Raw genomic sequence first — 21,457 nt, forward strand, 5'->3', positions numbered from 1 at the left:
TTTACTCCTTATTTTGGGATAACGCTAATAAAGCCTCTCCGCTTTGAATATTATCTTGTTCAAAGATACATTGTATATCTTGATAACTATCACTATTAGTAATGATAATTGGTGTGGTAACTTCAAAACCAGCTTGCTTAATTGCCTCTATATCAAAACTGACTAGCAAATCACCTTTTTTTACTTTGCTACCAGCTTCTACGTGAGCTTCAAAATGTTGACCATCTAATTTAACGGTATCAATACCGATATGAATTAATATTTCAGCTCCAGATTCGGTTTGAAAGCCAATTGCGTGTTTAGTTCGAAATAATGACACAACTTCACCATTATCAGGTGCAACAGCTTGACCAACAGTTGGAATGATTGCAATACCTTTACCCATTAATTCACTGGCAAATGTAGGATCTTTTACCTCACTTAATAAATTGACCTTGCCTGACATTGGACTGTAGATCGTGGTTTTATTTTCAGTCTCCATATTGTTAGAATATGAATTATCAATTTCATCCGTTTGAGATTTATCTTTAGGTATACCAAAGAAGTAAGTAACGATTGTTGCAATTGCAAAGGAAATAATTGTAGCAATAACAACCGCATAAAATCTTGCATCGACCCCTTCAATTGGAATTAATTGTAAAAATGAAAATATACTAACCATACCAAACGAATAAGTGACAGTGTGATGATAACCAACAATAGCCCCACCAATTGCGGCAGACAAGCAACCAATAACAAATGGTTTTTTTAATGGTAAATTCACGCCATAGATTGCTGGTTCTGTCACACCAAAAATCCCTGATAATACAGATGAGCTTGCTAATGCTTTAAATTGCTTATCTTTAGAACGTAACATTACCGCTAATGCTGCCCCTGTTTGTGCAAAAACAGCCGGTAATAAAATAGGTAACATAAAGTCTTCATGATAAAGAGCCAAGTTATTCATCGAAAATGGTACTAATCCCCAATGAACCCCAAATATCACCATGATTTGCCAGCCAGCTGCTAAAATCATTGAAGCAATTACAGGATTTAATTGATAGATGAAGATAATTCCAGAGGCAATAAGGTCACTTAACATTGACACAACAGGGCCAATAACCGCAAAAGTTAACGGTACGGTAATTAATATGCTGAGTAATGGCGAGATAAATTTTTTAAACGAATCATGCAATATTTTATTAAAAGCTCGTTCCAATATAGAATATACCCAACTTGCTAAAATAATTGGAAATACCGATGATGCATAAGGGATTAGACTAATTGGGATTGAAAAGAATTCGGTTTGTAATTCTAATGCGCCTCCCATCATACCGACAATATTAGGGTGAACTAATGCACCGCCAATTGCCATGCCTACATAGGGGTTACCGCCAAATTTTTTAACAGCAGAAAATCCTAAAATAATAGGTAGGTAATAAAAAGGTGCATCAGCAATGGCAAATAGGAAATTATAAGTAGGTGTTTCAGGGATAATGACATTGATTACTTGTAACAACGAGATTAGACCTTTTAAAATCCCGCCAGCAACAAGTACAGCAAGAGCTGGAATAAAAATGCCCGAAACCAGATCAATCAATTTAGAGAAAATCCCCGATTTTTTGCCTGATTGCAAGGTTGGTTGATTATTTTCATTAAGATTTGTCAGTTGCATAATGTCACTATATACATCAGCAACATTATTACCGATAACAACCTGAAATTGTCCTCCACTTTGTACAACTGTAATCACACCAGCTAACTTTTTTAATGTTTCTGCATCGGCTTTGTTATCATCCTTTAATACAAATCTTAAACGAGTAGCACAATGCACTAAGCTGATAACATTGTCCTTACCTCCAACATGTTGAATAATTGATTCGGCAAACTGTTTATTTTTCATACCTTATCCTTTTCAATGCAAAAAAAAACCTAAATCCCTTTAATTTAAGGAATTTAGGTTTTGCTCGCATAGCTAACTGCTTTTCTATGCAATAACAATCCAAAAATGATTTAATAAAATTAGCATGATTTAAGAATAATAGATATAATTTGTTTAAATATAATGATTAAAATGTGAGTTATATCACATTATTGATTTTTCAATTCAGTTCGTAATCGTTCAATATGAATAGTTAAATAGAGACTTTCGTCATCAGAAAGTGGATGTTGATATTGTTGTATTAAATGTAAATCTATCTGTTTAGTACAAATATAGGCTAGTTCGTATTTTTGTCGTACTAATTCATACAAAGAGTTATCTTGTTGTGTTTGCTTTCTGTGGCTTAAAATACGGTGAGCAAAAAATTTTAAATGAGTAACAAAACGTTGATAAGATAGGCAATTTTCGTCATATTCAAAGTTAAAGTGGTATTTCACAATATTAAGAATTTCGCGCATGATTTTAGTCATATTAACAATATTGGGCATTGTGTCATTTAATTGCGCATTGATAATATGAAAAGTAATAAAACCAGCTTCGTCTTCAGGTAATTCAACAGATAATCGTTCTTTTATTATTGATAAGGCATACAAACCGATTTGAAACTCTTTAGGGTAAAACTTTTTGATTTCCCATAGAAATCCATTAGGAATATCAAATCCTTGCTGGTGGCGCTCAATAGCAAAATGGATATGGTCGGTCAGCGAAATATAAATGCTGTCTTGTAATATGCCATCTATGCATTGTTTTGCATGATTAATAATAATTTCAGATGTGGCTAACACTTCAAAAGGAATCTTTGAAAGCAATTCTTCAAATTTAGGGTATGTTTCTTTATTATCGAGTGAAAACTGCTTTTCAATAAGATTTGTATTAATTAAGTCACCTTCACGTTTTTTAAATCCAATTCCACGACCAGTAACAATTAATTCATTACCTTTAGCATCAAGTGTAACAATAACATTGTTGTTTAATATTTTATAAACTTTCATTGGGTGTGATTAATTATATATGTCTATTTATTATGAATAGACATAAAAAAATCGGAAGCAAAAATATAAAGAAATGTGATAAATATCATATTTTAAAAAAATATTGCTTTTCTTTTACTATAAAAAAGCCCCGATAGGGTTAATGTATCGAGGCCGCTTAGTCTATTATTTTATTATTGTGTTAATAATTTATTCATGGTTTGAATAAATTTACTTGGATCGCTAAGTGAACCTTTTTCAGCAAGTAAAGCCTGATCTAGTAGTAGTTCTACCCAATCGTTAAATATGCTTTCATCTTGTGTATCGGCAATACGTTTAACCAGCTTATGATCTGGATTGATTTCAAACGTGTATTTGATTTCTGGTGCTTTTTGACCTGCTGCTGCAAACAATTTAGCCATTTGTGTGCTCATTTCGTCGGCAGCAGTGGTAACAATCGCAGGTGTATCAGTTAAGCGATGCGTTAATTTTACTTCTTTCACTTTATCGCCTAATGCGGTTTTAACACGTTCAATAAATGGTTCAAGTTCTTTTTCAACTTGCTTTTGTTGTTCAATATCTTGATCGGCTAATTTTTCGATTGATTCGTCTGATTTACTGATAGACTGGAACTGTTTGCCATCAAATTCAGTTAAGTTACTCATCATCCATTCATCAATACGATCGGACAATAATAATACTTCAATACCTTTTTTACGGAATAGCTCAAGATGAGGACTATTTTTTGCCGCACCATAGCTATCAGCGGTAATATAGTAGATCTTTTCTTGACCTTCTTGCATACGGCTAATGTAATCATCTAACGAAACAGTTTGCGCATCGCTATCAGTGTGAGTTGACGCAAAACGAAGTAATTTTGCAATTGCTTCACGGTTTGTAAAGTCTTCACCAGTACCTTCTTTTAATACTAAACCAAACTCACTCCAGAACTGTTGATACTGTTCTTTATCGTCTTTAGCAAGTTTTTCAAGCATTTGTAACACACGCTTAGTACATGCATTACGTAAGTTTTGGGTGATTTTGTTATCTTGCAAAATTTCGCGCGATACATTTAATGGCAAATCATTTGAATCAATTAAGCCTTTTACAAAACGTAAATAGTTAGGCATAAATTGTTCAGCATCATCCATAATAAATACACGTTGTACATACAGTTTTAAGCCGTGTTTATTATCACGATTCCACATATCCCAAGGCGCTTTTGCTGGAATATAAAGTAAGCTAGTATATTCTTGTTTACCTTCAACACGGTTATGACTCCAGCTTAATGGATCGGCAAAGTCGTGTGACAGATGTTTATAAAACTCTTTATATTCCTCGTCAGTCACTTCTGATTTACTACGAGTCCAAAGAGCTTGTGCTTTGTTAACTTTTTCCCATTTGACTTCTTTGCTTTCTTCATCAGTAGTTTGTACTTCAACAGGAAGTGAAATGTGATCAGAATATTTGCTGATAATAGAGCGTAAACGCCAATCGTCTAAAAACTCTTTTTCATCTTCTTTTAAGTGTAAAGTAATTTCTGTACCACGGGTTTCTTTATTATCATCAGATATAGTATATTCACCTTCCCCTGTTGACTCCCACATAACTGCTTCGTCAGCTTTTGCGGTGGCTGCGCGCGTTCTAACAGTGACTTTATCGGCAACGATAAAAGCAGAATAAAAACCTACACCAAACTGACCAATTAATTGGCTATCTTTGGCTTGATCGCTACCAATGGACTCTAAAAATGCTTTGGTACCTGATTTAGCAATGGTACCTAAGTTTTCAATCACTTCATCACGAGTCATACCAATACCATTATCGGTAATAGTCAAAGTGCCTGTTTCTTTATTAGTTGAAATGCGCACACCAAGTTCACCATCGCCAGCATATAGATCTGGATTTTCTAACGCTTTAAATCGAAGTTTGTCGGCTGCGTCGGATGCGTTTGAAATAAGTTCCCTTAAAAAAATCTCTTTATTTGAGTATAAAGAGTGAATCATTAAATGTAGAATTTGTTTAACTTCGGATTGAAATCCACGAGTTTCAGTGCCTTGCTTACTCATTGACTAGTTCCTCTATTATATTTAGTCATTTCAATTAATTCTAATGACGAAAATGATTTGTTATTAACTAACTTTTATCATTTTGCTCATTTAATAGTGCATTGCCAGTTAGATTAACCGAATAAAATTAACATAATGGTTTGATTTATTGATGTATTGCTATATGGGAGTAAAAAAACAGATTTCAATAGAGGTTAAGACATTTATTCATTGTTTGGTTATTTTTTGTTAAAAATGCAAAAAGAGAGCAAAAAAAAAAGCCTTGAAGGGATTAAGGCTTTTTTAATTAAAGGTTATTTTAAATTAATAAAAATTACATAAATCCATAAACAAGAATTAAAATAACAGCAGCTGGAATAACGAATCGTGATAAAACAGTCCAAATGCTAAACCAGAAATTATTTAAATTTAATTCTTCTCGGATGTGTTTTTGGTTCATCATCCAAGCACCAAATATCACTGTGCCTAAACCTGTAACAGGTAACATTATTTTACTAGTTAAGTAATCAAGCAAATCAAATATATTTTTACCAAATAGTTTCACTTCTGCCCATTCATTAAATGATAAAATACATGCGATACCTAATGCCCAAATAATTAAACTACTTAAAATTGTTGCTGATTTTCTACCCAATGGTGTTTTTTCTTCTAACAATTCAACTGTTGGTTCAAGTAATGAAATAGAAGACGTTAATGCAGCAAAAGTAAGGAAAATAAAGAATAAAACACCTAAAACAGTGCCGCCAGCCATATTACCAAAAGCAATCGGTAAGGTGACAAAAATAAGTCCTGGGCCTTCACCAGGTTGTAAACCGTTAGCAAATACCAGTGGGAAAATCGCCATACCAGATAGCATCGCTACAATTACATCTAAAATAACTACAGTACGTGCAGTTGATAGTAAGTTCACATCTGAACCCAGATAAGAACCATATGCCATCATAATACCCATACCTAAAGATAGACTAAAGAATGCATGTCCCAATGCCGCCAATACTGCTGTACCGTTAATTGCAGACCAATTAGGGGTGAACAAGAATTTAAAAGCATCATAAAAAGATGGACCGCTAACATAGGCAGCATAACCAACTAAAACAAGTAATAATACACCTAGCCCAGGCATCATCAATTTGCAACCGCGTTCCAAACCAGCACCAACACCAAGAGCAACAATAAATGCTGTAGCAAACATAAATACGGTGTGCCAAGTTAGTAGACTGTTAACATTACCAAGGAAATGGGTAAAAAGTTGACCAGTAGCTTCGCCATTAGCACCTTCGAAAGAACCTTGAGCAGCTAAAACAATGTAATCGGTCGCCCATCCCCCGATAACACTATAAAATGATAGAATTAAAAAAGAACCTACTACACCAATAATACCAACCCAGCGCCATGATTTAGAACGACCTTCTGAAACAGCGACATCTTCCATAGTATGAATTGGATTTTTTTGCCCTCGACGCCCAATTAACCATTCTAAAACTAAAATTGGCAAGCCAATAACAAACATAAATAGTAAATAGGTAAGCACAAACGCAGAGCCACCCATTTCACCAGCCATATAAGGGAATTTCCAAATATTACCTAACCCAACAGCAGAACCAGCCGCGGCAAGCATAAATCCCATGCGCGAACTCCACTGTGAGTGACTTTTTTTCATAGTACCCGTACTCATTAATATTGTTTCCTTTAATCTTAATTAGTTTAATTTAGCGTTGTGAAAAAAGTGTGTCATTTTATAAATGAAATTTTAATCATGCCATGAAATACTTCTATAAACAAGATATTATGCAAGTTATTGGTTATATCCGTATAAATTTTTAGCGAGTATCGATAGGAATGTATCATATTTATTTTTAATAACGATTATACTAATCAATATGTCATATTAAACATTTTTAAAACACTCAAAAAGAAGAAATCTACAATAAAAAATTACAACATAGCCAATTAAAGGCAAAATCAATTATATTTGCTAAAAATTATGATATGTTTTGAACTAAATAAATTCATTTAAGAACGATACCTTCTCACTGTCTTATTAATTGACGTAATAATCTTTTTGTAGGATAAATTATAAAGTAAACGCAGTGTTTAATATGTTATTTTTTTGATAAACAAGTTTAATTAGGCCGATTTATTGATAATCACAAGAACATAGCATATAGTTAATTTTAGATTTTACTGATATCAAAGAGCTACTATGTCACAAAACATCGACCAAAATGAAATTGACAAATTTTCACGACTTGCTGCCGATTGGTGGAACCCAAATGGTAAATGCAAACCGTTACACATTATCAATCCACTGCGTGTGGATTATATAAAACAAAAATGTGGATCACTAACCAACAAACTTGTGCTTGATGTTGGCTGTGGGGGAGGGATATTATCTGAAAGCCTAGCCAAATTAGAGGCAAATGTTACCGCCATTGATCTTGCTGATGAATCGCTTACCGTTGCCAAAATTCATGCCGAACAAAATGGCCTTACGATCGATTATCAAAAGCAAACGGTTGAAAAACATGCACAACAACATCCTGCCAAGTATGATGTCATTACTTGTATGGAGTTATTAGAACATGTACCTGATCCTTTTTCTGTCATACAAGCCTGTGCAAAATTGCTTAAACCAGGAGGTAAACTATTTTTATCGACTATTAACCGTAATCATAAAGCAAAATTGTTATTGATTTATGGAGCAGAATATATTGCTCGCTTAGTGCCCAAAGGTACGCACGACTTTAATCGCTTCATTCGCCCATCAGAGTTAATGGCGTTTGTTGAGCAAGCAAAATTAGATGTAGAGGCTATTATCGGTATGGAATATCTTTTATTTAAAAATCAATTCAAATTAAGTCCAAATGTGGATATAAATTATATATTAATGGCACAGAAATCAGATTCATTTTAAAAATGTGATCAAATTCTCATTTTAGATATTTCCACCTGTATTTTTTTAAAATTTCTCTATAATTTAGCATGTTACCGATAACAAGGGATATTTTATTTTAGAGGACCTATTTATGCCGTTAATAATAATTGCTATTGGTGTAGCACTGCTACTTATTTTAATGTTACCACTTCGAGTCAATGGTTTTATTGCTCTAATTCTAGTTGCGCTAAGTGTTGGTGTAATGGAAGGCATGCCAGTTATGGATGTGGTGAAATCCATAAAAAATGGAGTCGGAGGTACGCTTGGTAGTTTAGCCTTAATTATGGGCTTTGGAGCAATGTTGGGAAAATTATTGGCCGATTGTGGTGGAGCCCAACGTATCGCAACAACGCTAATTGAAACATTTGGTGACAAGAAAATCCAATGGGCGGTTACACTTACCGGTTTTATTGTTGGTTTTGCACTTTTCTATGAAGTTGGCTTTGTTTTGTTATTACCATTAGTATTAACTATTGCTGCCACGTTACGTATATCGCCACTATATATTGGTATTCCTATGGCTGCGGCTTTATCTGTGACCCATGGCTTTTTACCTCCTCATCCTGGTCCTACAGCTATTGCTGAAATTTTTAAAGCAGATATGGGACGAACCTTACTCTATGGTACTACCATCGGTATCCCAACGGTAATTTTAGCTGGGCCTGTATTAGCAAGATTACCATTTATTCGCGTAATTAATCATCCAATTGAAGAAGGCTTATATAATTCTAAAAAATTTACTGATGAGCAAATGCCAAGCTTTGCAGTCAGTGTTTTTACCGCTTTAATTCCAGTTATTTTAATGTCAATTCGTGCGGTTTGCGATATGACTTTAGATAAAGGACATGCAGTGTTACCTTATGTAGAATTTCTAGGTGATCCAGTCATTGCAACTTTGATTTCTGTATTAGTTGCGGTATTTACATTTGGCCTTTTACGTGGACGCTCCATGGCTGAAGTTAATACTACTCTAGTTGATTCAATCAAAATTATTGCCATGATGTTATTAATTATTGGTGGAGGCGGAGCATTTAAACAAGTGCTTGTTGATAGTGGTGTAAAAGTTTACATTGAACAAATGATGCATTCATCGAATATTTCACCTATCGTAATGGCTTGGTTAATTGCGGCATTGCTTCGATTAGCGCTTGGTTCTGCGACTGTTGCAGCGTTGACAGCAGGAGGCATTGTGTTCCCTCTTATTGCTTCAACAGGAGTAAGTCCTGAACTGATGGTTATTGCAACAGGAGCTGGAAGTGTTGTATTTTCGCACGTTAATGATCCTGGATTTTGGTTATTTAAAGAATATTTCAATTTAAGTATTGCTGAAACCATGAAATCTTGGTCACTATTAGAAACTACAATTTCTGTTTGTGGATTAGTAGGATGCTTAGCTATTAATATGTTTATTTAATAAAACATTAAGAGCCGATTTTTTACCTCACCAGTTTTATTTAATTGGTGAGGTGTTTTCAATATATCTTCACTTATATTTAATTCTATTGTATTTTTATTTACTTTTTTATTTCAATATAGAATAAAATTTTCCTAGCCTTTTAAGTTAAAAGTAAGTAGAATGTCTCGGCAATATTTTATCAACAATTTAACTCAATGGTGAATATTGTCATGTCCCGTATAGTCAAAGAAGCTCTCACGTTTGACGACGTGTTATTAGTTCCAGCCCACTCAACTGTATTACCTAACACTGCTGATATTAGTACTCAATTAACCCAAACCATCAAGCTCAATATTCCAATGATTTCTGCCGCAATGGATACTGTAACCGAATCTGATTTAGCTATTGCACTTGCTCAAGAAGGTGGTATTGGGTTTATTCATAAAAATATGTCAATTGAAAATCAAGCCAATCATGTAAAACGTGTTAAGAAACATGAAAGCGGCATAGTACAAGATCCTGTATCAGTTCTACCAACTGCAACTATAAAGCAAGTTATCGAACTAGCTAAAGAGTATGGTTTTGCAGGGTTTCCAGTTGTGACTGAAACTCAAGAACTAGTTGGCATTATCACCGCACGCGATGTACGATTTGCAACGGATCTTTCTTTACCTGTTACTGCGGTGATGACACCGAAAGAACGCTTAGTGACTGTAAATGAAGGTGAACAACGTGAAATCGTGCTGCAAAAAATGCACGAATACCGGGTTGAAAAAGTCCTTGTTGTTGATGGTCGATTCCACCTAAAAGGTATGATTACCGTCAAAGATTATAACAAAGCTGAACAAAAACCTAATGCTTGTAAAGACAAACAAGGTCGTTTGCGTGTTGGAGCAGCTGTTGGCGCAGCCGCTGGTAATGAAGAGCGGATTGCAGCATTAGTAGAAGCAGGTGTAGATGTATTATTGATTGATTCATCGCACGGCCATTCAGAAGGCGTACTTGAGCGTATTCGCCAAGCAAGAAAGTCCTATCCAGATTTACAAATTATTGGCGGTAACATCGCCACAGCAGAAGGAGCTAAAGCCTTAATTGATGCAGGTGTTAACGCCGTTAAAGTAGGAATTGGCCCCGGCTCAATTTGTACAACACGCATTGTAACTGGTGTTGGCGTACCTCAAATTAGCGCCATAATGGATGCTGTCGAAATTGCACAAAAACACAACATTCCTGTTATTGCTGATGGTGGAATTCGATATTCAGGTGATATTGCTAAAGCTATTGCAGCAGGTGCATCTTGTGTAATGGTTGGCTCAATGTTTGCAGGTACTGAAGAAGCACCAGGTGAAATTGAACTATTCCAAGGCAGAGCATATAAATCATATCGTGGAATGGGTTCGCTTGGTGCAATGACAAAAGGATCTTCTGACCGTTATTTCCAAACTGACAATGCTGCTGATAAACTTGTGCCAGAGGGTATAGAAGGTCGTATTGCCTACAAAGGTTTACTAAAAGAAATAGTTCATCAACAAATGGGGGGATTAAGATCTTGTATGGGATTGACCGGTTGCGCAACAATTGATGAGTTAAGAACTAAACCTAAATTCTATCGCATTACTGGTGCTGGAATGAAAGAAAGCCATGTGCACGATGTACTTATCACCAAAGAACCACCAAATTACAGAGCTGGAGCGTAAAAAAAAGAGGGATGCTTCCCTCTTTTTATGTACTGATTTAACGCCGTTTACCAATAAAGCGAACATTTAAACAAACATAATAATTGCTATCTAATATCTTAAATGGAGTAAATAAAGGTTATTTGGAAAAATTATCTTGTTTTTAGAGTTAATTCTAAATTTTGTGTATTTGCTAATTAAAGGTGAAAGGCAATTTAATCACCGAATTTTATATTAAAAATGCTCGAATATTGAAATTTCATATTAATTTATTCACATTGGGTAAAGTCCTGTAAATGATAATGGATGAAATTTAATAAGTGGCTATTCAACTTAAAAGCTTACTATCTGGGAAAAAGATTACGGCTACACTTTGCCTTATTTATTACCCTCCTTATTTCAATTTGCCAAGCGCTAAGGCGATATCAGATCTCAATAAAACTAAACGGTCTGGACTTCTGAATTATTTTTACTCTCTGCAATATCAGAATGTACGATGATTATTTGCAATGAAAGCGAGCAAAAACAAAATAGGGACTATCTTTTAAAGATAGTGCACGTATTAGTAAAACATCGATTCAACATTGATTATTTTATTGTGTTTAATAGACTTTGTTGTGTCTTTAATAATATCACATAGTAAAGTTGCAGACTGTTGTCCCATTTTAAATAATGGTTTATTAATTCTACATAAATTATCTAATTCATTATATTTAAGTTCTTTAGAAGCGCTAAAATACGAGATAGTGAGCGGTTTAGTTAGTTTGGATTTACTTTCATTGGCTTGATGTAACGCCCCTAAAACCATGCTATCAGGAGATTGATTGTGTAGATCTTTATAATAAATTTCATCTAAATAGGTTAAGCTAAAATTATCGGCACAAATGACTGCTGATGGCAATTTACTTCCGTTTATTAATTTTTTTATAGCTGATCTGGAATGTTGATAAGTAAAGCAACCTTGAATAATATATCGAGGCTCAATAACAATATTGGCACGTAGCAATGCTTGTTTATAACCTTGTAGCAAAAGTGCTGAACTTATCAATTGGTCATTATTAAGTAAAATAGCAACTTTGGTATGAGAATTTTCAGTTAAATATTTCGTCATTTGATATCCGATCAATAAATGATCAAAGTGAACGCAAATAAAATCAAGCGAAAAGTGATTAACTAATACAATGGGGGGTAATGTATCTTTATAAGAAACCAGTGTTTTTAAATATGGAGCATCATTGATAATTATAATCCCGTCAAATGCATTTTGGGCTACATAACGAATAATATGATGGATATCGTTTCTGTTATTATAAGGAAACTGCAAATAAAACAGTTGATACTGCTCTTTTTTCAAAGCTTGTTCTAAACCAAGATTGATTAAACTTTTTGAAAAAAGTTGATTATCAATAATTAATATCTTTCTACTGTTATGTATTGATTGAAAGGGTTTGAAATTTTTTGATGTATCTATATTTAATTCTTCAATAGCTTGATAAACGCGTAGTTGAGCTTGAGGAGAAGTTAAATGTGGTTTTTTTAATACTCTTGAAACCGAAGCAACTGAAATATTAGCTTTTGTAGCAATATCCGATAGAGTGATTTTTGTCATATTAACGAATAAATTTTGATTAAAGTGGCTTATTACTTTACGGATATTAAGCTAATTTGTAAGGGCTCAGATTTTGTTTTGTCGATCTGTGTTCCAAAATTGAAAAATATCTTTTCCGCTATATTTGACAATATAGTGATATAATTACCGTTAAATTTTTTATTTGGGTTTATAAATATGTCTGCATGGAATATTGCTATTGTGGGGGCGACAGGGCAAGTGGGTTCTGCGCTAGTTGAATTATTACAACAACGTAGTTTACAAGACAATAGTCTAAAAATTGAAAATCTCTATTTGGTCGGTAGTGACAATAGTGCTGGTGAAGTTGTTCGTTTTGCTGGTAAAAATTTAACTGTTACCGATAGTGCACAAATGGATTGGAGCCAGTGCCATTTTGCCTTTTTTGTTGCTGGTTATGAAACAAGTGAAAAATATGCACAAATTGCGGCAGAATCAGGTTGTGTAGTGATTGATGCAAGTGGCTATTTTGCTCAGCAGGATCATATTCCATTAGTAGTACCTAAAGTTAATAACAGTGTATTAACTGAATACCGTAATGAAAACATTATAGCTGTAGCTAGTGCCACAGTGTGCCAATTATTGCGTTGTGTTGCGTCTTTAACTGATATTGAGTTATTAACCAATTTACATGTCACCAGTTTTATTCCGGCCTCATTGTATGGTAAGCCAGGAGTAGATGAGCTGGCTGGACAGAGCGCTCGCTTATTAAATGGTATGCCAGTTGATAATCAGTTATTTGACAAGCAATTGGCATTTAACTTATTACCCGTATCGCACGAACATGATGATTCAATATTAGGTGAAAAGTCACAAGTTAATCAAATTCGTAAAATATTAAGTAATTATGAACTTCCTGTCTCTATTGAGTCAGTGATTGTGCCTGTGTTTTATGGGGTGTCACAAGCTATTAATGTATCAAGTAGCTTACCGATTGAGTTAGATATGGCACGTTTTAGCGAGTTTGGGGTTGAAGTGCAAAGCGATAATATGCCAACTCCAGTGACCGAAGTTAGTATAGAGTCTGAAGGTCAGCTAACTATTAAATTGGCTAATTTGAGACACAGTTACGGCCATTATGAACAAATTCAATTTTGGTCAGTTGCTGATAATATTCGTTATTTAGGTGCATTAATGTTAATTGAGACACTTGAGATCCTCATTAATGACTATATATAAAATTGCCCTTGGTATTGAATATGATGGTAGTAATTACTTTGGCTGGCAACGACAGCAGTATGTTGATTCTATTCAAGAAAGACTAGAATCCGCACTATCGACAATTGCTAATTCACCAATAAACGTCTTTTGTGCTGGTCGTACAGATGCTGGTGTACACGCAACTGGTCAAGTTATTCATTTTGAAACCCAAGCCATGCGATCAGCTAGTGCTTGGACAATGGGAGTGAATTCTCATTTACCTGATAATATTGCGGTGCGTTGGTCACAAGTAGTTGATGATAGTTTTCATGCGCGGTTTAGTGCGACTGCTCGGCGTTATCGTTATGTGATTTATAATCATCGTTATCGGACAGCAATTTTAGCTAAAGGAGTATCGCATTATTATTTACCTTTGGATGAAACCTTAATGCATCAAGCTGCACAGTATTTATTAGGTGAGAATGATTTTTCATCCTTTAGAGCAGCGCAGTGCCAATCAAGAACACCTTGGCGTAATATTCATCATATCGAAGTTTGGCGACAAGGTGAATTTATTATTGTTGATATTAAAGCTAACGCGTTTGTTCACCATATGGTACGTAACATTGTGGGCAGTTTACTTGAAGTTGGTGCGGGTAATCGACATCCAGAATGGATTAGCGAACTTTTACAGGCTAAAGATAGGACGAAAGCTGCTGCAACAGCAAAATCTGAAGGATTATATTTAGTTCAGGTGGATTATCCATCAGAATATCAAATACCAACCCAAGCATTAGGCCCATTATTTTTAAAATAAGTTGGATAATAAGCAAACAATAAAAAGTTAATTAAATTAAAAAGATAAATGTAATGAAGACTGATCGAACAAGCACAAATAAAGATTCTAGAAATCAAGAAGCGAAAAAATCAAACTTGCATAATATCAAGCTTCCACCACACTCAATTGAAGCTGAACAAGCAGTACTTGGTAGCTTGATGCTTGATAATCAACGTTGGGATGCTGTATCTGAAATGATCACTGATCGCGATTTTTATTCGCGCCATCATCAACTAATTTTTTCTGAAATGCATACATTGGTCAGTAAAGGTACACCAATTGATTTAATTACCCTTTCTGAAAGCCTTGAAAGTAAAGATGTTTTAGCTGATGTCGGTGGTTTTGCTTATTTGGCTGAACTTTCAAAAAACACACCAAGTGCGATAAATGTTGTTGCTTATAGTGATATTATTCGCCAACAAGCGATTTTACGTGAATTAATTAGTGCATCAAATGATATTGCTGATAACTGTTATGCAACAGAAGGGCGAGATAGTACCGAAATTTTAGATTTGGCGGAAAGCAAAATATTTCAAATCGCTGAAAGCCGAACTAAACAAGGTGAAGGTCCAAAAAGTATTACCGAAGTGCTAGAAGCAACGGTAGCTAAAATCGAAGAGTTGTTTCAACGTCCACATGATGGTGTGACAGGAGTTTCAACAGGTTATATCGATTTAGATAAAAAAACGGCTGGTTTGCAGCGTTCCGATTTAATTATCATTGCGGCAAGGCCATCAATGGGTAAAACCACTTTTGCTATGAATTTGTGCGAAAATGCTGCGCTAGAACAAGAAAAACCAGTATTAATATTCAGCTTAGAAATGCCTTCAGAACAAATCATGATGCGTATGCTAGCTTCGCTTTCACGTGTTGACCAAACAAAAATTCGAACAGGACAACTGCAAGACGATGATTGGGCAAGAATCTCAAGCACAATGGGACTATTGCTCGAAAAGAAAAACATCTATATCGATGACTCATCAGGTTTAACGCCAATGGAATTACGCTCAAGAGCAAGACGTATTTATCGGGAACATAAAGGCTTAAGTATGATAATGGTTGATTACTTACAGCTTATGCGTGTACCGAATATTTCTGAAAATCGTACTTTAGAAATTGCCGAAATATCGCGTTCACTAAAAGCCTTGGCTAAAGAATTACAAGTTCCTGTTGTTGCACTATCTCAGCTTAATCGTAGTTTGGAGCAACGAGCCGATAAAAGACCAGTTAACTCTGATTTACGTGAATCAGGCTCTATCGAACAAGATGCTGATGTGATAATGTTTATCTATCGTGATGAGGTTTATAACGAAGCCTCAGAACATAAAGGCATTGCTGAAATTATTCTAGGAAAACAGCGAAACGGACCAATTGGGAAAGTTCGATTAAAATTCCAAGGTCAGTTTTCACGTTTTGATAATTATGCTGATAATAGTAAATATTTGGATGATGAATAACAATTAAATTAATAATAACAGCGTAAAATGGCTTAAAAATATCATTACGCTGTTTTTTATAGCTGTAAAAAAGTATTTCTAAAGACGGCTTCTTTACAATAGTTACAAGAATAATTTTAGTGGCGTAATTTTTTGCTAGTAATAAACTGATAAACCTGAGCAAATAAAAATATGGTTGCCTGCAAAATAACAATACAAGCACTAGTTGATGCATCAGCATAATAACTTATCAAGGTGCCCGCCACCGTTGAAAATGTGGAAACTAACACAGCAATTACTAACATCCATTCAAAACGTTTAGTTAACGAAAAAGCAGTTATACCTGGAGCTATTAGCATAGCAATAACTAAAATCATACCCGCTATTTTTAATGAACCTACAATGGTTAAAGCTAACACACTTAATAAACCATAATGTAATAGTTTAACTGGTAGTCCAACAACTTTGGCTTGTACAGGATCAAAGCAGTAAAGCATAAGATCGCGGCGTTTTATAATAACTAAGATTGATACAATTGTAGCAATAAATATGATCTTTTTAAGCTCGTCATAACTAGTGCCAAGTACACTACCAAATAGGATATGATTTAAATGCTGTGAAGTATCTACTTTTGAAAATAATACTAAACCAAAAGCAAACATACCCGAAAATACAATCCCCATTACGGTATCCTCTTTCAATCGGCTATTTTCTTTGATGTAACCTGTTGCAACCGAGCAAAATAGGCCTGAAGCAAAAGCACCAATTATAATGGGAATACCTGCTAAATAGGCTAGCACAATTCCAGGTAAAACCGCATGCGAAATTGCATCCCCCATTAAGGACCAGCCTTTTAAAACTAAAAAGCAAGAAAGCAAAGCACAAACTATACCAGTTGCTAGTGCAGCTAAAATTGCACGCTGAATAAGAGGAAGGGTCAGAGGATAGTAGATAAATTCCCAAAACTCTGTCATACCTTTCTCCCTTTATTTAAACGGCTTTTACGGATCTGAAGATGATTGGCAATAAATCCTTGCTTTGGAGCAAATAAAAATGCGGCAATAAAAATCAGCGTTTGTAGCGTTACAATAACGCCACCAGTTTCGCCATTTAAAAAGTAGCTAATCCAAGCACCAACAGCACTAGTTATAGTGCCAATAAGAACCGAGATAATCAATAGCCGAGAAAATCGATTAGTCAGTAAGTAAGCGGTTGCCCCAGGGGTAACAACCATAGCTATTACTAAAATAGCCCCAACTGTTTGTAATGCTGCAACGGTACATGCGCTTAAAATAGTAAAAAATAGGATTTTTAGTTTTAATGGTTTTAATCCAATCGATCTGGCATGAGTTTCATCAAAAAAGACAACTAACAAATCCTTCCAAAAAAAGAAAAGTAGTATAAATGATACCAAAATAATGATTTGCACTTGCCACATATCGCTATCATCAATTCCAAGAATATTACCAAATATAATAGTTTGTGCATTAACAGATGTTGGATTGAGCGAAATAATTAACAAACCGACAGCAAAAAAGGTTGAAAAAATAAAACCGATAGTGGCGTCTTCTTTTAAGCGTGTAAAGGCACGAACCAACGTAATTGCAAGTGCCGCCAGTAACCCAGTAAAAAATGCTCCAATTGAATAAGGTAGTCCAAGTGCATACGCACCAGCAACGCCAGGTACAACAGAGTGCGATAGCGCATCGCCCATTAGTGACCAACCTTTTAACATTAAAAAAGCCGATAAAAAAGCACAAGCAGCGCCAACAATACTACTTACCCAAATTGCTTTAAGCATAAAATCGTAGGTAAATGGTTCAAGTAAAAGTTCCATTTATTGTTACCCCTTGGGTTTATTATCGTGATGGTCAATCAATAAATCTCGATGGGGGGAATCATGCTTACCTTCGCCATAAAAAATAGCAGCACGCTCATCGTCAGTTAATATGGATACTTTACGAGGATCTTCGTCATTATGCAGTTTCTCGCCTGATAAACTAAGGTAACGTAGTGCACCACCAAAGGTGGTCATTAAATTTTGCGGTGTAAAAGTTGTTTTAGTTGGACCAAAGGCCAGTACGGTTTGATTAATTAATACCACTTGATCACAAAATTCAGGAACACTACCTAAGTTATGGGTTGAAACTAAAATTAAATGGCCTTCTTCACGCAGATCTTTCAATAAATCAATAATGGCATTTTCGGTTTTAACATCAACTCCAGTAAAGGGCTCATCTAGCAACAGCACTTTACCTTGTTGAGCTAATGCTCGAGCTAAAAATACTCGTTTTTTTTGCCCACCAGAAAGTTCGCCAATTTGACGATGCTTAAAATCAAGCATGTTCACACGTTCAAGAGCAATATTAACTTGTTTTTTGTCTTCTTTGCTTGGAATACGTAAAAAAGACATATGCCCGTATCGTCCCATCATTACTACATCCGACACCAGAACAGGAAAATCCCAATCGACTTCTTCGGTTTGTGGCACATAGGCAATGATATTTTGCTTTAAAGCTTGATTTACTGAGAAATCATTAAAAGTTACACGCCCACGGGTTGGATGAACCATTCCCATAATGCTTTTAAATAACGTTGACTTGCCACTACCATTAATACCAACTAAAGCACAAATAGTACCACCGTTTAAGCTAAAGCTAGCATCATAAATTGCAGTATGGCCATTATTATAAGTCACCGTAATATCATCAACTTTCAAGCAAATTTGAGTCATTATTTTTCAAATCCTTTAGCAATGGTTTCAACGGTCACTTTTAACAAATCAATATAAGTTGGAACAGGACCATTTTTAGTTGAAAGCGAATCGACATACAAAACGCCACCATATTTAATATCGGTTTCTTTGCTCACTTGTTTAGCGGGTTTATCTGAAATAGTACTCTCACTAAAAATGACAGGAATATCATTTGCTCGCACTAAATCAATTAATTGCCTAACTTGCTGAGGTGTGCCTTGTTGTTCAGCGTTTATTGGCCATAAGTAAGCTTCTTTCAAATTATAGTCGCGAGCTAGATAACTAAAAGCTCCTTCGCTGGTCACAAGCCAACGTTTTGCCTCAGGGATTTTGGCCAACCGTTCGCGTAATGGTGCATCAAGCGCTTTAATTTTAGCAATATAATCAGCAGCATTTCTATTATAAATAGCCGTATTTTTAGGATCATATTTGACAAATGCCGCGCGAATATTTTCAATATAAATTAAGGCTAGTGTTGGCGACATCCAAGCATGTGGATTAGGGTTACCTTTATAGCTTCCTTCGCGGATTGGCATCGGCTCAATACCTTCAGTCACAACAACGGATGGGACATCTTTTACATCTTCAAAAAAGCGTTTAAACCAAAGCTCCAAATTAAGGCCATTCCATAACACTAAATCTGCTGAAAGCACTTTGGTAATATCTTGCGGGGTGGGGTCGTATTCATGAATTTCTGCGCCGACCTTGGTAATTGACTCTACTATAGCAGCATCACCAGCTACATTTTGCGCAATATCTTGAATAACCGTAAAGGTAGTAACGACTTTAAATTTCCTTTCTGACGCTTGTGCAGATTTGTGCATACCTGTCAAAATAATTAACGAAGTTAAAATAACCTTTAATAATATTTTACGATTTTTCAAAAAATTGAACTTCATTAGCGACTCCTAGCGTTTAACTCATAAACAAATAGCAAAATTCAGTGATTGTTTCTAACAAATCTAACAAATATCTTTCAATTTAATTACTTGTAGTAGTGACACTTCATTGCCAATTATTTATAGCAATAAATTTAAATGTTAATGATAATTATTATCATTTAAAAAAGGTAAAAGTCAATTTTTTTTAAAGTTCACGATCTCAATTAACTTTAGACATAGCTATGTTATTAATTCATTGTATATAAAACCAAAATAATTAGTAGCTAATTCCGTCTATTTAAATAATAGTTAAAGTAGAAAAGATTATTTATTAAATCATACTAATCTAGCTTTATACTATGAAAAACACTTGTTGTTTTACCTTATTTTTTAATAAAGCGAGGCTTAATATGAAACTGCGAAAAGTGATGATTATCGGCGTGGGTAATGTGGGATCAACAACGGCTTATACATTAGTAAATCGAGGTATTTGCGAAGAAATTGCACTTGTTGATCTTAATAAAGAATTAGCCTATGGACATGCACAAGATTTATTAGATGCGGCGGCTTATCGGCAAAACATGGTCAAAGTTAGCCTGCGTGAATCGACTGATTGTTCAGACATTGACATAGCCATTATCACCGTCACATCAGGCATAGCCCAAAAAAGCCGTGCAGAAGAGCTTGCAGGAACCTCTAAAATCATTGCCAACATAGTGCCTGATATGATGAACAATGGTTTTAAAGGCATATTTTTAATTGCCACCAATCCTTGCGATGCAATTACATATCAAGTCTGGAAACTATCTGGCTTGCCTCGTCATCGAGTGATTGGTACAGGAGTATGGCTTGATACGGTACGTTTGCGTCGATTATTGGGTGAAAAAATGGATATTGGTCCACAAAGCATTGATGCCTTTATTGTTGGTGAGCATGGTGATTCACAATTCCCCGTTTGGTCGCATTCTTCGGTTTATGGAATTAATCTTAATGATTTAGAAAAAAACAAAATCGATTTTGAACAAATTGGCACCCAAGCTCGAAAAATGGGCTTTGAAATTGCTAACCGTAAGCACTGTACTGAATATGGAATAGCTAGCACCATAACCGAAATTTGCCAACATATATTCACTAATAGTCATCGAGCATTAGCGCTTAGTTGTATTTTAGACGGAGAGTATGGCTATAAAAATGTTGCAATTGGTGTTCCTGCAATTTTAGATCAACATGGTATTAAAAAAGTGATCAAGCTCGACTTTAACGAAAATGAAAAAAAACTCTTTGAAAAAAGTGTAAATATTGTAAAAGGGTATATTGATCATATCAAATTACCGTAGCACAAATTATTTTCGCTATTGCTTGAATAGTGCGCTAACCTAGCGTTATCTATTTGTGGCGTCATTGCATACACAATACGCCACGAACAAGGTTTTTATAACGATCATGGAAGAAAAAGAAATAGTTTTGAAATATAACTGCTAATCTTCTAAGATGATTTTAAGTTGGTTTTCAAGTTGATTATAGTTAGCATCACTTAAAAAATGGTAATGAGTATCTCTGATATGGCTGGCGATTTTTTTATATGTATTAAGATGTTCAGATACGGGATAGCAAGCAATATAATCATTAAAAGCGGCAACATCAGCAACGTCAGCAAACTGCTTTTTATATTGAGATGATGCAGTTTGAGTATTGGCGAACGTATAATTAGTATTAAACCAACTAAACAACAATATAGTTAATAACAATGGTATTTTTATCATGGTTGCATTTTTCCTAGTTATTTCCTTTTATCAGTGAGATATTGCACAC

General features: G+C 34.9%; 17 protein-coding genes. 7 read left to right on the plus strand and 10 right to left on the minus strand.

Annotation, left to right across the window (positions count from 1 at the left end):
• Position 1: 1 nt before the first annotated feature.
• The 4 genes from GYW75_RS00430 to GYW75_RS00445 all read right to left on the minus strand — a co-directional run bounded on the left by GYW75_RS00430 (position 2) and on the right by GYW75_RS00445 (position 6,636).
• Positions 2 to 1,882, minus strand: coding sequence for a beta-glucoside-specific PTS transporter subunit IIABC (locus tag GYW75_RS00430; RefSeq protein ID WP_065590703.1), 1,881 nt, complete (start codon positions 1,880 to 1,882; stop codon positions 2 to 4).
• A 188-nt stretch (positions 1,883 to 2,070) separates the two neighbouring features.
• A complete protein-coding gene (gene licT, locus GYW75_RS00435) occupies positions 2,071 to 2,913 on the minus strand; it encodes a BglG family transcription antiterminator LicT (protein ID WP_174798054.1) in 843 nt (280 codons plus the stop codon).
• Between the two features lie 173 nt (positions 2,914 to 3,086).
• The gene (gene htpG, locus GYW75_RS00440; RefSeq protein ID WP_065590702.1) at positions 3,087 to 4,961 is read right to left on the minus strand and encodes a molecular chaperone HtpG; all 1,875 of its coding nucleotides are present in this window, start codon (positions 4,959 to 4,961) and stop codon (positions 3,087 to 3,089) included.
• Positions 4,962 to 5,274: 313 nt separating this feature from the next.
• A complete protein-coding gene (locus tag GYW75_RS00445) occupies positions 5,275 to 6,636 on the minus strand; it encodes a sodium-dependent transporter (protein WP_202983886.1) in 1,362 nt (453 codons plus the stop codon).
• 528 nt (positions 6,637 to 7,164) lie between these two features.
• On the opposite strand from GYW75_RS00445, the gene ubiG reads away from it, so the two are divergent.
• From ubiG to guaB, 3 genes are all read left to right on the plus strand, one after another.
• Complete coding sequence (gene ubiG / locus GYW75_RS00450) at positions 7,165 to 7,875, plus strand: bifunctional 2-polyprenyl-6-hydroxyphenol methylase/3-demethylubiquinol 3-O-methyltransferase UbiG (protein ID WP_085165923.1); 711 nt, start codon at positions 7,165 to 7,167, stop codon at positions 7,873 to 7,875.
• Positions 7,876 to 7,969: 94 nt separating this feature from the next.
• Positions 7,970 to 9,310, plus strand: a complete 1,341-nt coding sequence (gntT, locus tag GYW75_RS00455) for a gluconate transporter (protein WP_342366956.1) — start codon at positions 7,970 to 7,972, stop codon at positions 9,308 to 9,310.
• Positions 9,311 to 9,522: 212 nt separating this feature from the next.
• Positions 9,523 to 10,989 carry an IMP dehydrogenase gene (guaB, locus tag GYW75_RS00460; RefSeq protein ID WP_065609461.1) on the plus strand — a complete coding sequence of 489 codons (1,467 nt, stop codon included), beginning with the start codon at positions 9,523 to 9,525 and terminating at the stop codon, positions 10,987 to 10,989.
• A 541-nt stretch (positions 10,990 to 11,530) separates the two neighbouring features.
• Here guaB and GYW75_RS00465 read toward each other — a convergent pair.
• A complete protein-coding gene (locus tag GYW75_RS00465) occupies positions 11,531 to 12,577 on the minus strand; it encodes a LacI family DNA-binding transcriptional regulator (RefSeq protein WP_174798056.1) in 1,047 nt (348 codons plus the stop codon).
• A gap of 177 nt (positions 12,578 to 12,754) precedes the next feature.
• Between GYW75_RS00465 and GYW75_RS00470 the strand changes: the two genes are divergently transcribed.
• Genes GYW75_RS00470 through dnaB form a run of 3 tightly spaced genes read left to right on the plus strand, consistent with a single transcriptional unit; the run spans position 12,755 to position 16,030 of the window.
• A complete protein-coding gene (locus GYW75_RS00470) occupies positions 12,755 to 13,774 on the plus strand; it encodes an aspartate-semialdehyde dehydrogenase (RefSeq protein ID WP_085165927.1) in 1,020 nt (339 codons plus the stop codon).
• Complete coding sequence (truA, locus tag GYW75_RS00475; RefSeq protein ID WP_174798057.1) at positions 13,761 to 14,552, plus strand: tRNA pseudouridine(38-40) synthase TruA; 792 nt, start codon at positions 13,761 to 13,763, stop codon at positions 14,550 to 14,552. Before GYW75_RS00470 ends, truA begins: the two co-directional genes overlap by 14 nt.
• Before the next feature lie 53 nt (positions 14,553 to 14,605).
• On the plus strand, positions 14,606 to 16,030 hold the full coding sequence (gene dnaB, locus GYW75_RS00480) for a replicative DNA helicase (RefSeq protein ID WP_034909856.1): 1,425 nt from the start codon (positions 14,606 to 14,608) through the stop codon (positions 16,028 to 16,030).
• Positions 16,031 to 16,146: 116 nt separating this feature from the next.
• Here dnaB and GYW75_RS00485 read toward each other — a convergent pair whose 3' ends face one another.
• From GYW75_RS00485 to GYW75_RS00500, 4 genes are read right to left on the minus strand one after another with little or no spacing between them, the layout of a single operon-like run.
• Entirely contained in the window at positions 16,147 to 16,983 is an 837-nt protein-coding gene (locus GYW75_RS00485; RefSeq protein ID WP_065560162.1) for a metal ABC transporter permease, read from the minus strand.
• Complete coding sequence (locus tag GYW75_RS00490) at positions 16,980 to 17,846, minus strand: metal ABC transporter permease (RefSeq protein WP_174798058.1); 867 nt, start codon at positions 17,844 to 17,846, stop codon at positions 16,980 to 16,982. Before GYW75_RS00490 ends, GYW75_RS00485 begins: the two co-directional genes overlap by 4 nt.
• 6 nt (positions 17,847 to 17,852) lie before the next feature.
• Positions 17,853 to 18,743 (minus strand): manganese/iron ABC transporter ATP-binding protein, encoded by an 891-nt coding sequence (locus tag GYW75_RS00495; protein WP_174798059.1) that lies wholly within the window; start codon positions 18,741 to 18,743, stop codon positions 17,853 to 17,855.
• On the minus strand, positions 18,743 to 19,588 hold the full coding sequence (locus GYW75_RS00500) for a metal ABC transporter substrate-binding protein (protein WP_238786381.1): 846 nt from the start codon (positions 19,586 to 19,588) through the stop codon (positions 18,743 to 18,745). Before GYW75_RS00500 ends, GYW75_RS00495 begins: the two co-directional genes overlap by 1 nt.
• 467 nt (positions 19,589 to 20,055) lie before the next feature.
• On the opposite strand from GYW75_RS00500, the gene GYW75_RS00505 reads away from it, so the two are divergent.
• Entirely contained in the window at positions 20,056 to 20,982 is a 927-nt protein-coding gene (locus tag GYW75_RS00505; RefSeq protein ID WP_065590692.1) for an L-lactate dehydrogenase, read from the plus strand.
• A gap of 141 nt (positions 20,983 to 21,123) precedes the next feature.
• On the opposite strand, the gene GYW75_RS00510 is transcribed toward GYW75_RS00505, so the two are convergent.
• Entirely contained in the window at positions 21,124 to 21,408 is a 285-nt protein-coding gene (locus GYW75_RS00510; protein ID WP_174798061.1) for a hypothetical protein, read from the minus strand.
• Between the last annotated feature and the right edge of the window lie 49 nt (positions 21,409 to 21,457).

It is taken from the genome of Gilliamella sp. ESL0232 (genome assembly GCF_013346885.1).
Taxonomy (GTDB): domain Bacteria; phylum Pseudomonadota; class Gammaproteobacteria; order Enterobacterales; family Orbaceae; genus Gilliamella; species Gilliamella bombi.

Coding starts and splice junctions, on each gene's coding strand:
- GYW75_RS00430 (WP_065590703.1), bottom strand. CDS start 1,882: ATGAAAAATAAACAGTTTGCCGAATCAATTATTCAACATGTTGGAGGT.
- licT (WP_174798054.1), bottom strand. CDS start 2,913: ATGAAAGTTTATAAAATATTAAACAACAATGTTATTGTTACACTTGAT.
- htpG (WP_065590702.1), bottom strand. CDS start 4,961: ATGAGTAAGCAAGGCACTGAAACTCGTGGATTTCAATCCGAAGTTAAA.
- GYW75_RS00445 (WP_202983886.1), bottom strand. CDS start 6,636: ATGAGTACGGGTACTATGAAAAAAAGTCACTCACAGTGGAGTTCGCGC.
- ubiG (WP_085165923.1), top strand. CDS start 7,165: ATGTCACAAAACATCGACCAAAATGAAATTGACAAATTTTCACGACTT.
- guaB (WP_065609461.1), top strand. CDS start 9,523: ATGTCCCGTATAGTCAAAGAAGCTCTCACGTTTGACGACGTGTTATTA.
- GYW75_RS00465 (WP_174798056.1), bottom strand. CDS start 12,577: ATGACAAAAATCACTCTATCGGATATTGCTACAAAAGCTAATATTTCA.
- GYW75_RS00470 (WP_085165927.1), top strand. CDS start 12,755: ATGTCTGCATGGAATATTGCTATTGTGGGGGCGACAGGGCAAGTGGGT.
- truA (WP_174798057.1), top strand. CDS start 13,761: ATGACTATATATAAAATTGCCCTTGGTATTGAATATGATGGTAGTAAT.
- dnaB (WP_034909856.1), top strand. CDS start 14,606: ATGAAGACTGATCGAACAAGCACAAATAAAGATTCTAGAAATCAAGAA.
- GYW75_RS00485 (WP_065560162.1), bottom strand. CDS start 16,983: ATGACAGAGTTTTGGGAATTTATCTACTATCCTCTGACCCTTCCTCTT.
- GYW75_RS00490 (WP_174798058.1), bottom strand. CDS start 17,846: ATGGAACTTTTACTTGAACCATTTACCTACGATTTTATGCTTAAAGCA.
- GYW75_RS00495 (WP_174798059.1), bottom strand. CDS start 18,743: ATGACTCAAATTTGCTTGAAAGTTGATGATATTACGGTGACTTATAAT.
- GYW75_RS00500 (WP_238786381.1), bottom strand. CDS start 19,588: ATGCACAAATCTGCACAAGCGTCAGAAAGGAAATTTAAAGTCGTTACT.
- GYW75_RS00505 (WP_065590692.1), top strand. CDS start 20,056: ATGAAACTGCGAAAAGTGATGATTATCGGCGTGGGTAATGTGGGATCA.
- GYW75_RS00510 (WP_174798061.1), bottom strand. CDS start 21,408: ATGATAAAAATACCATTGTTATTAACTATATTGTTGTTTAGTTGGTTT.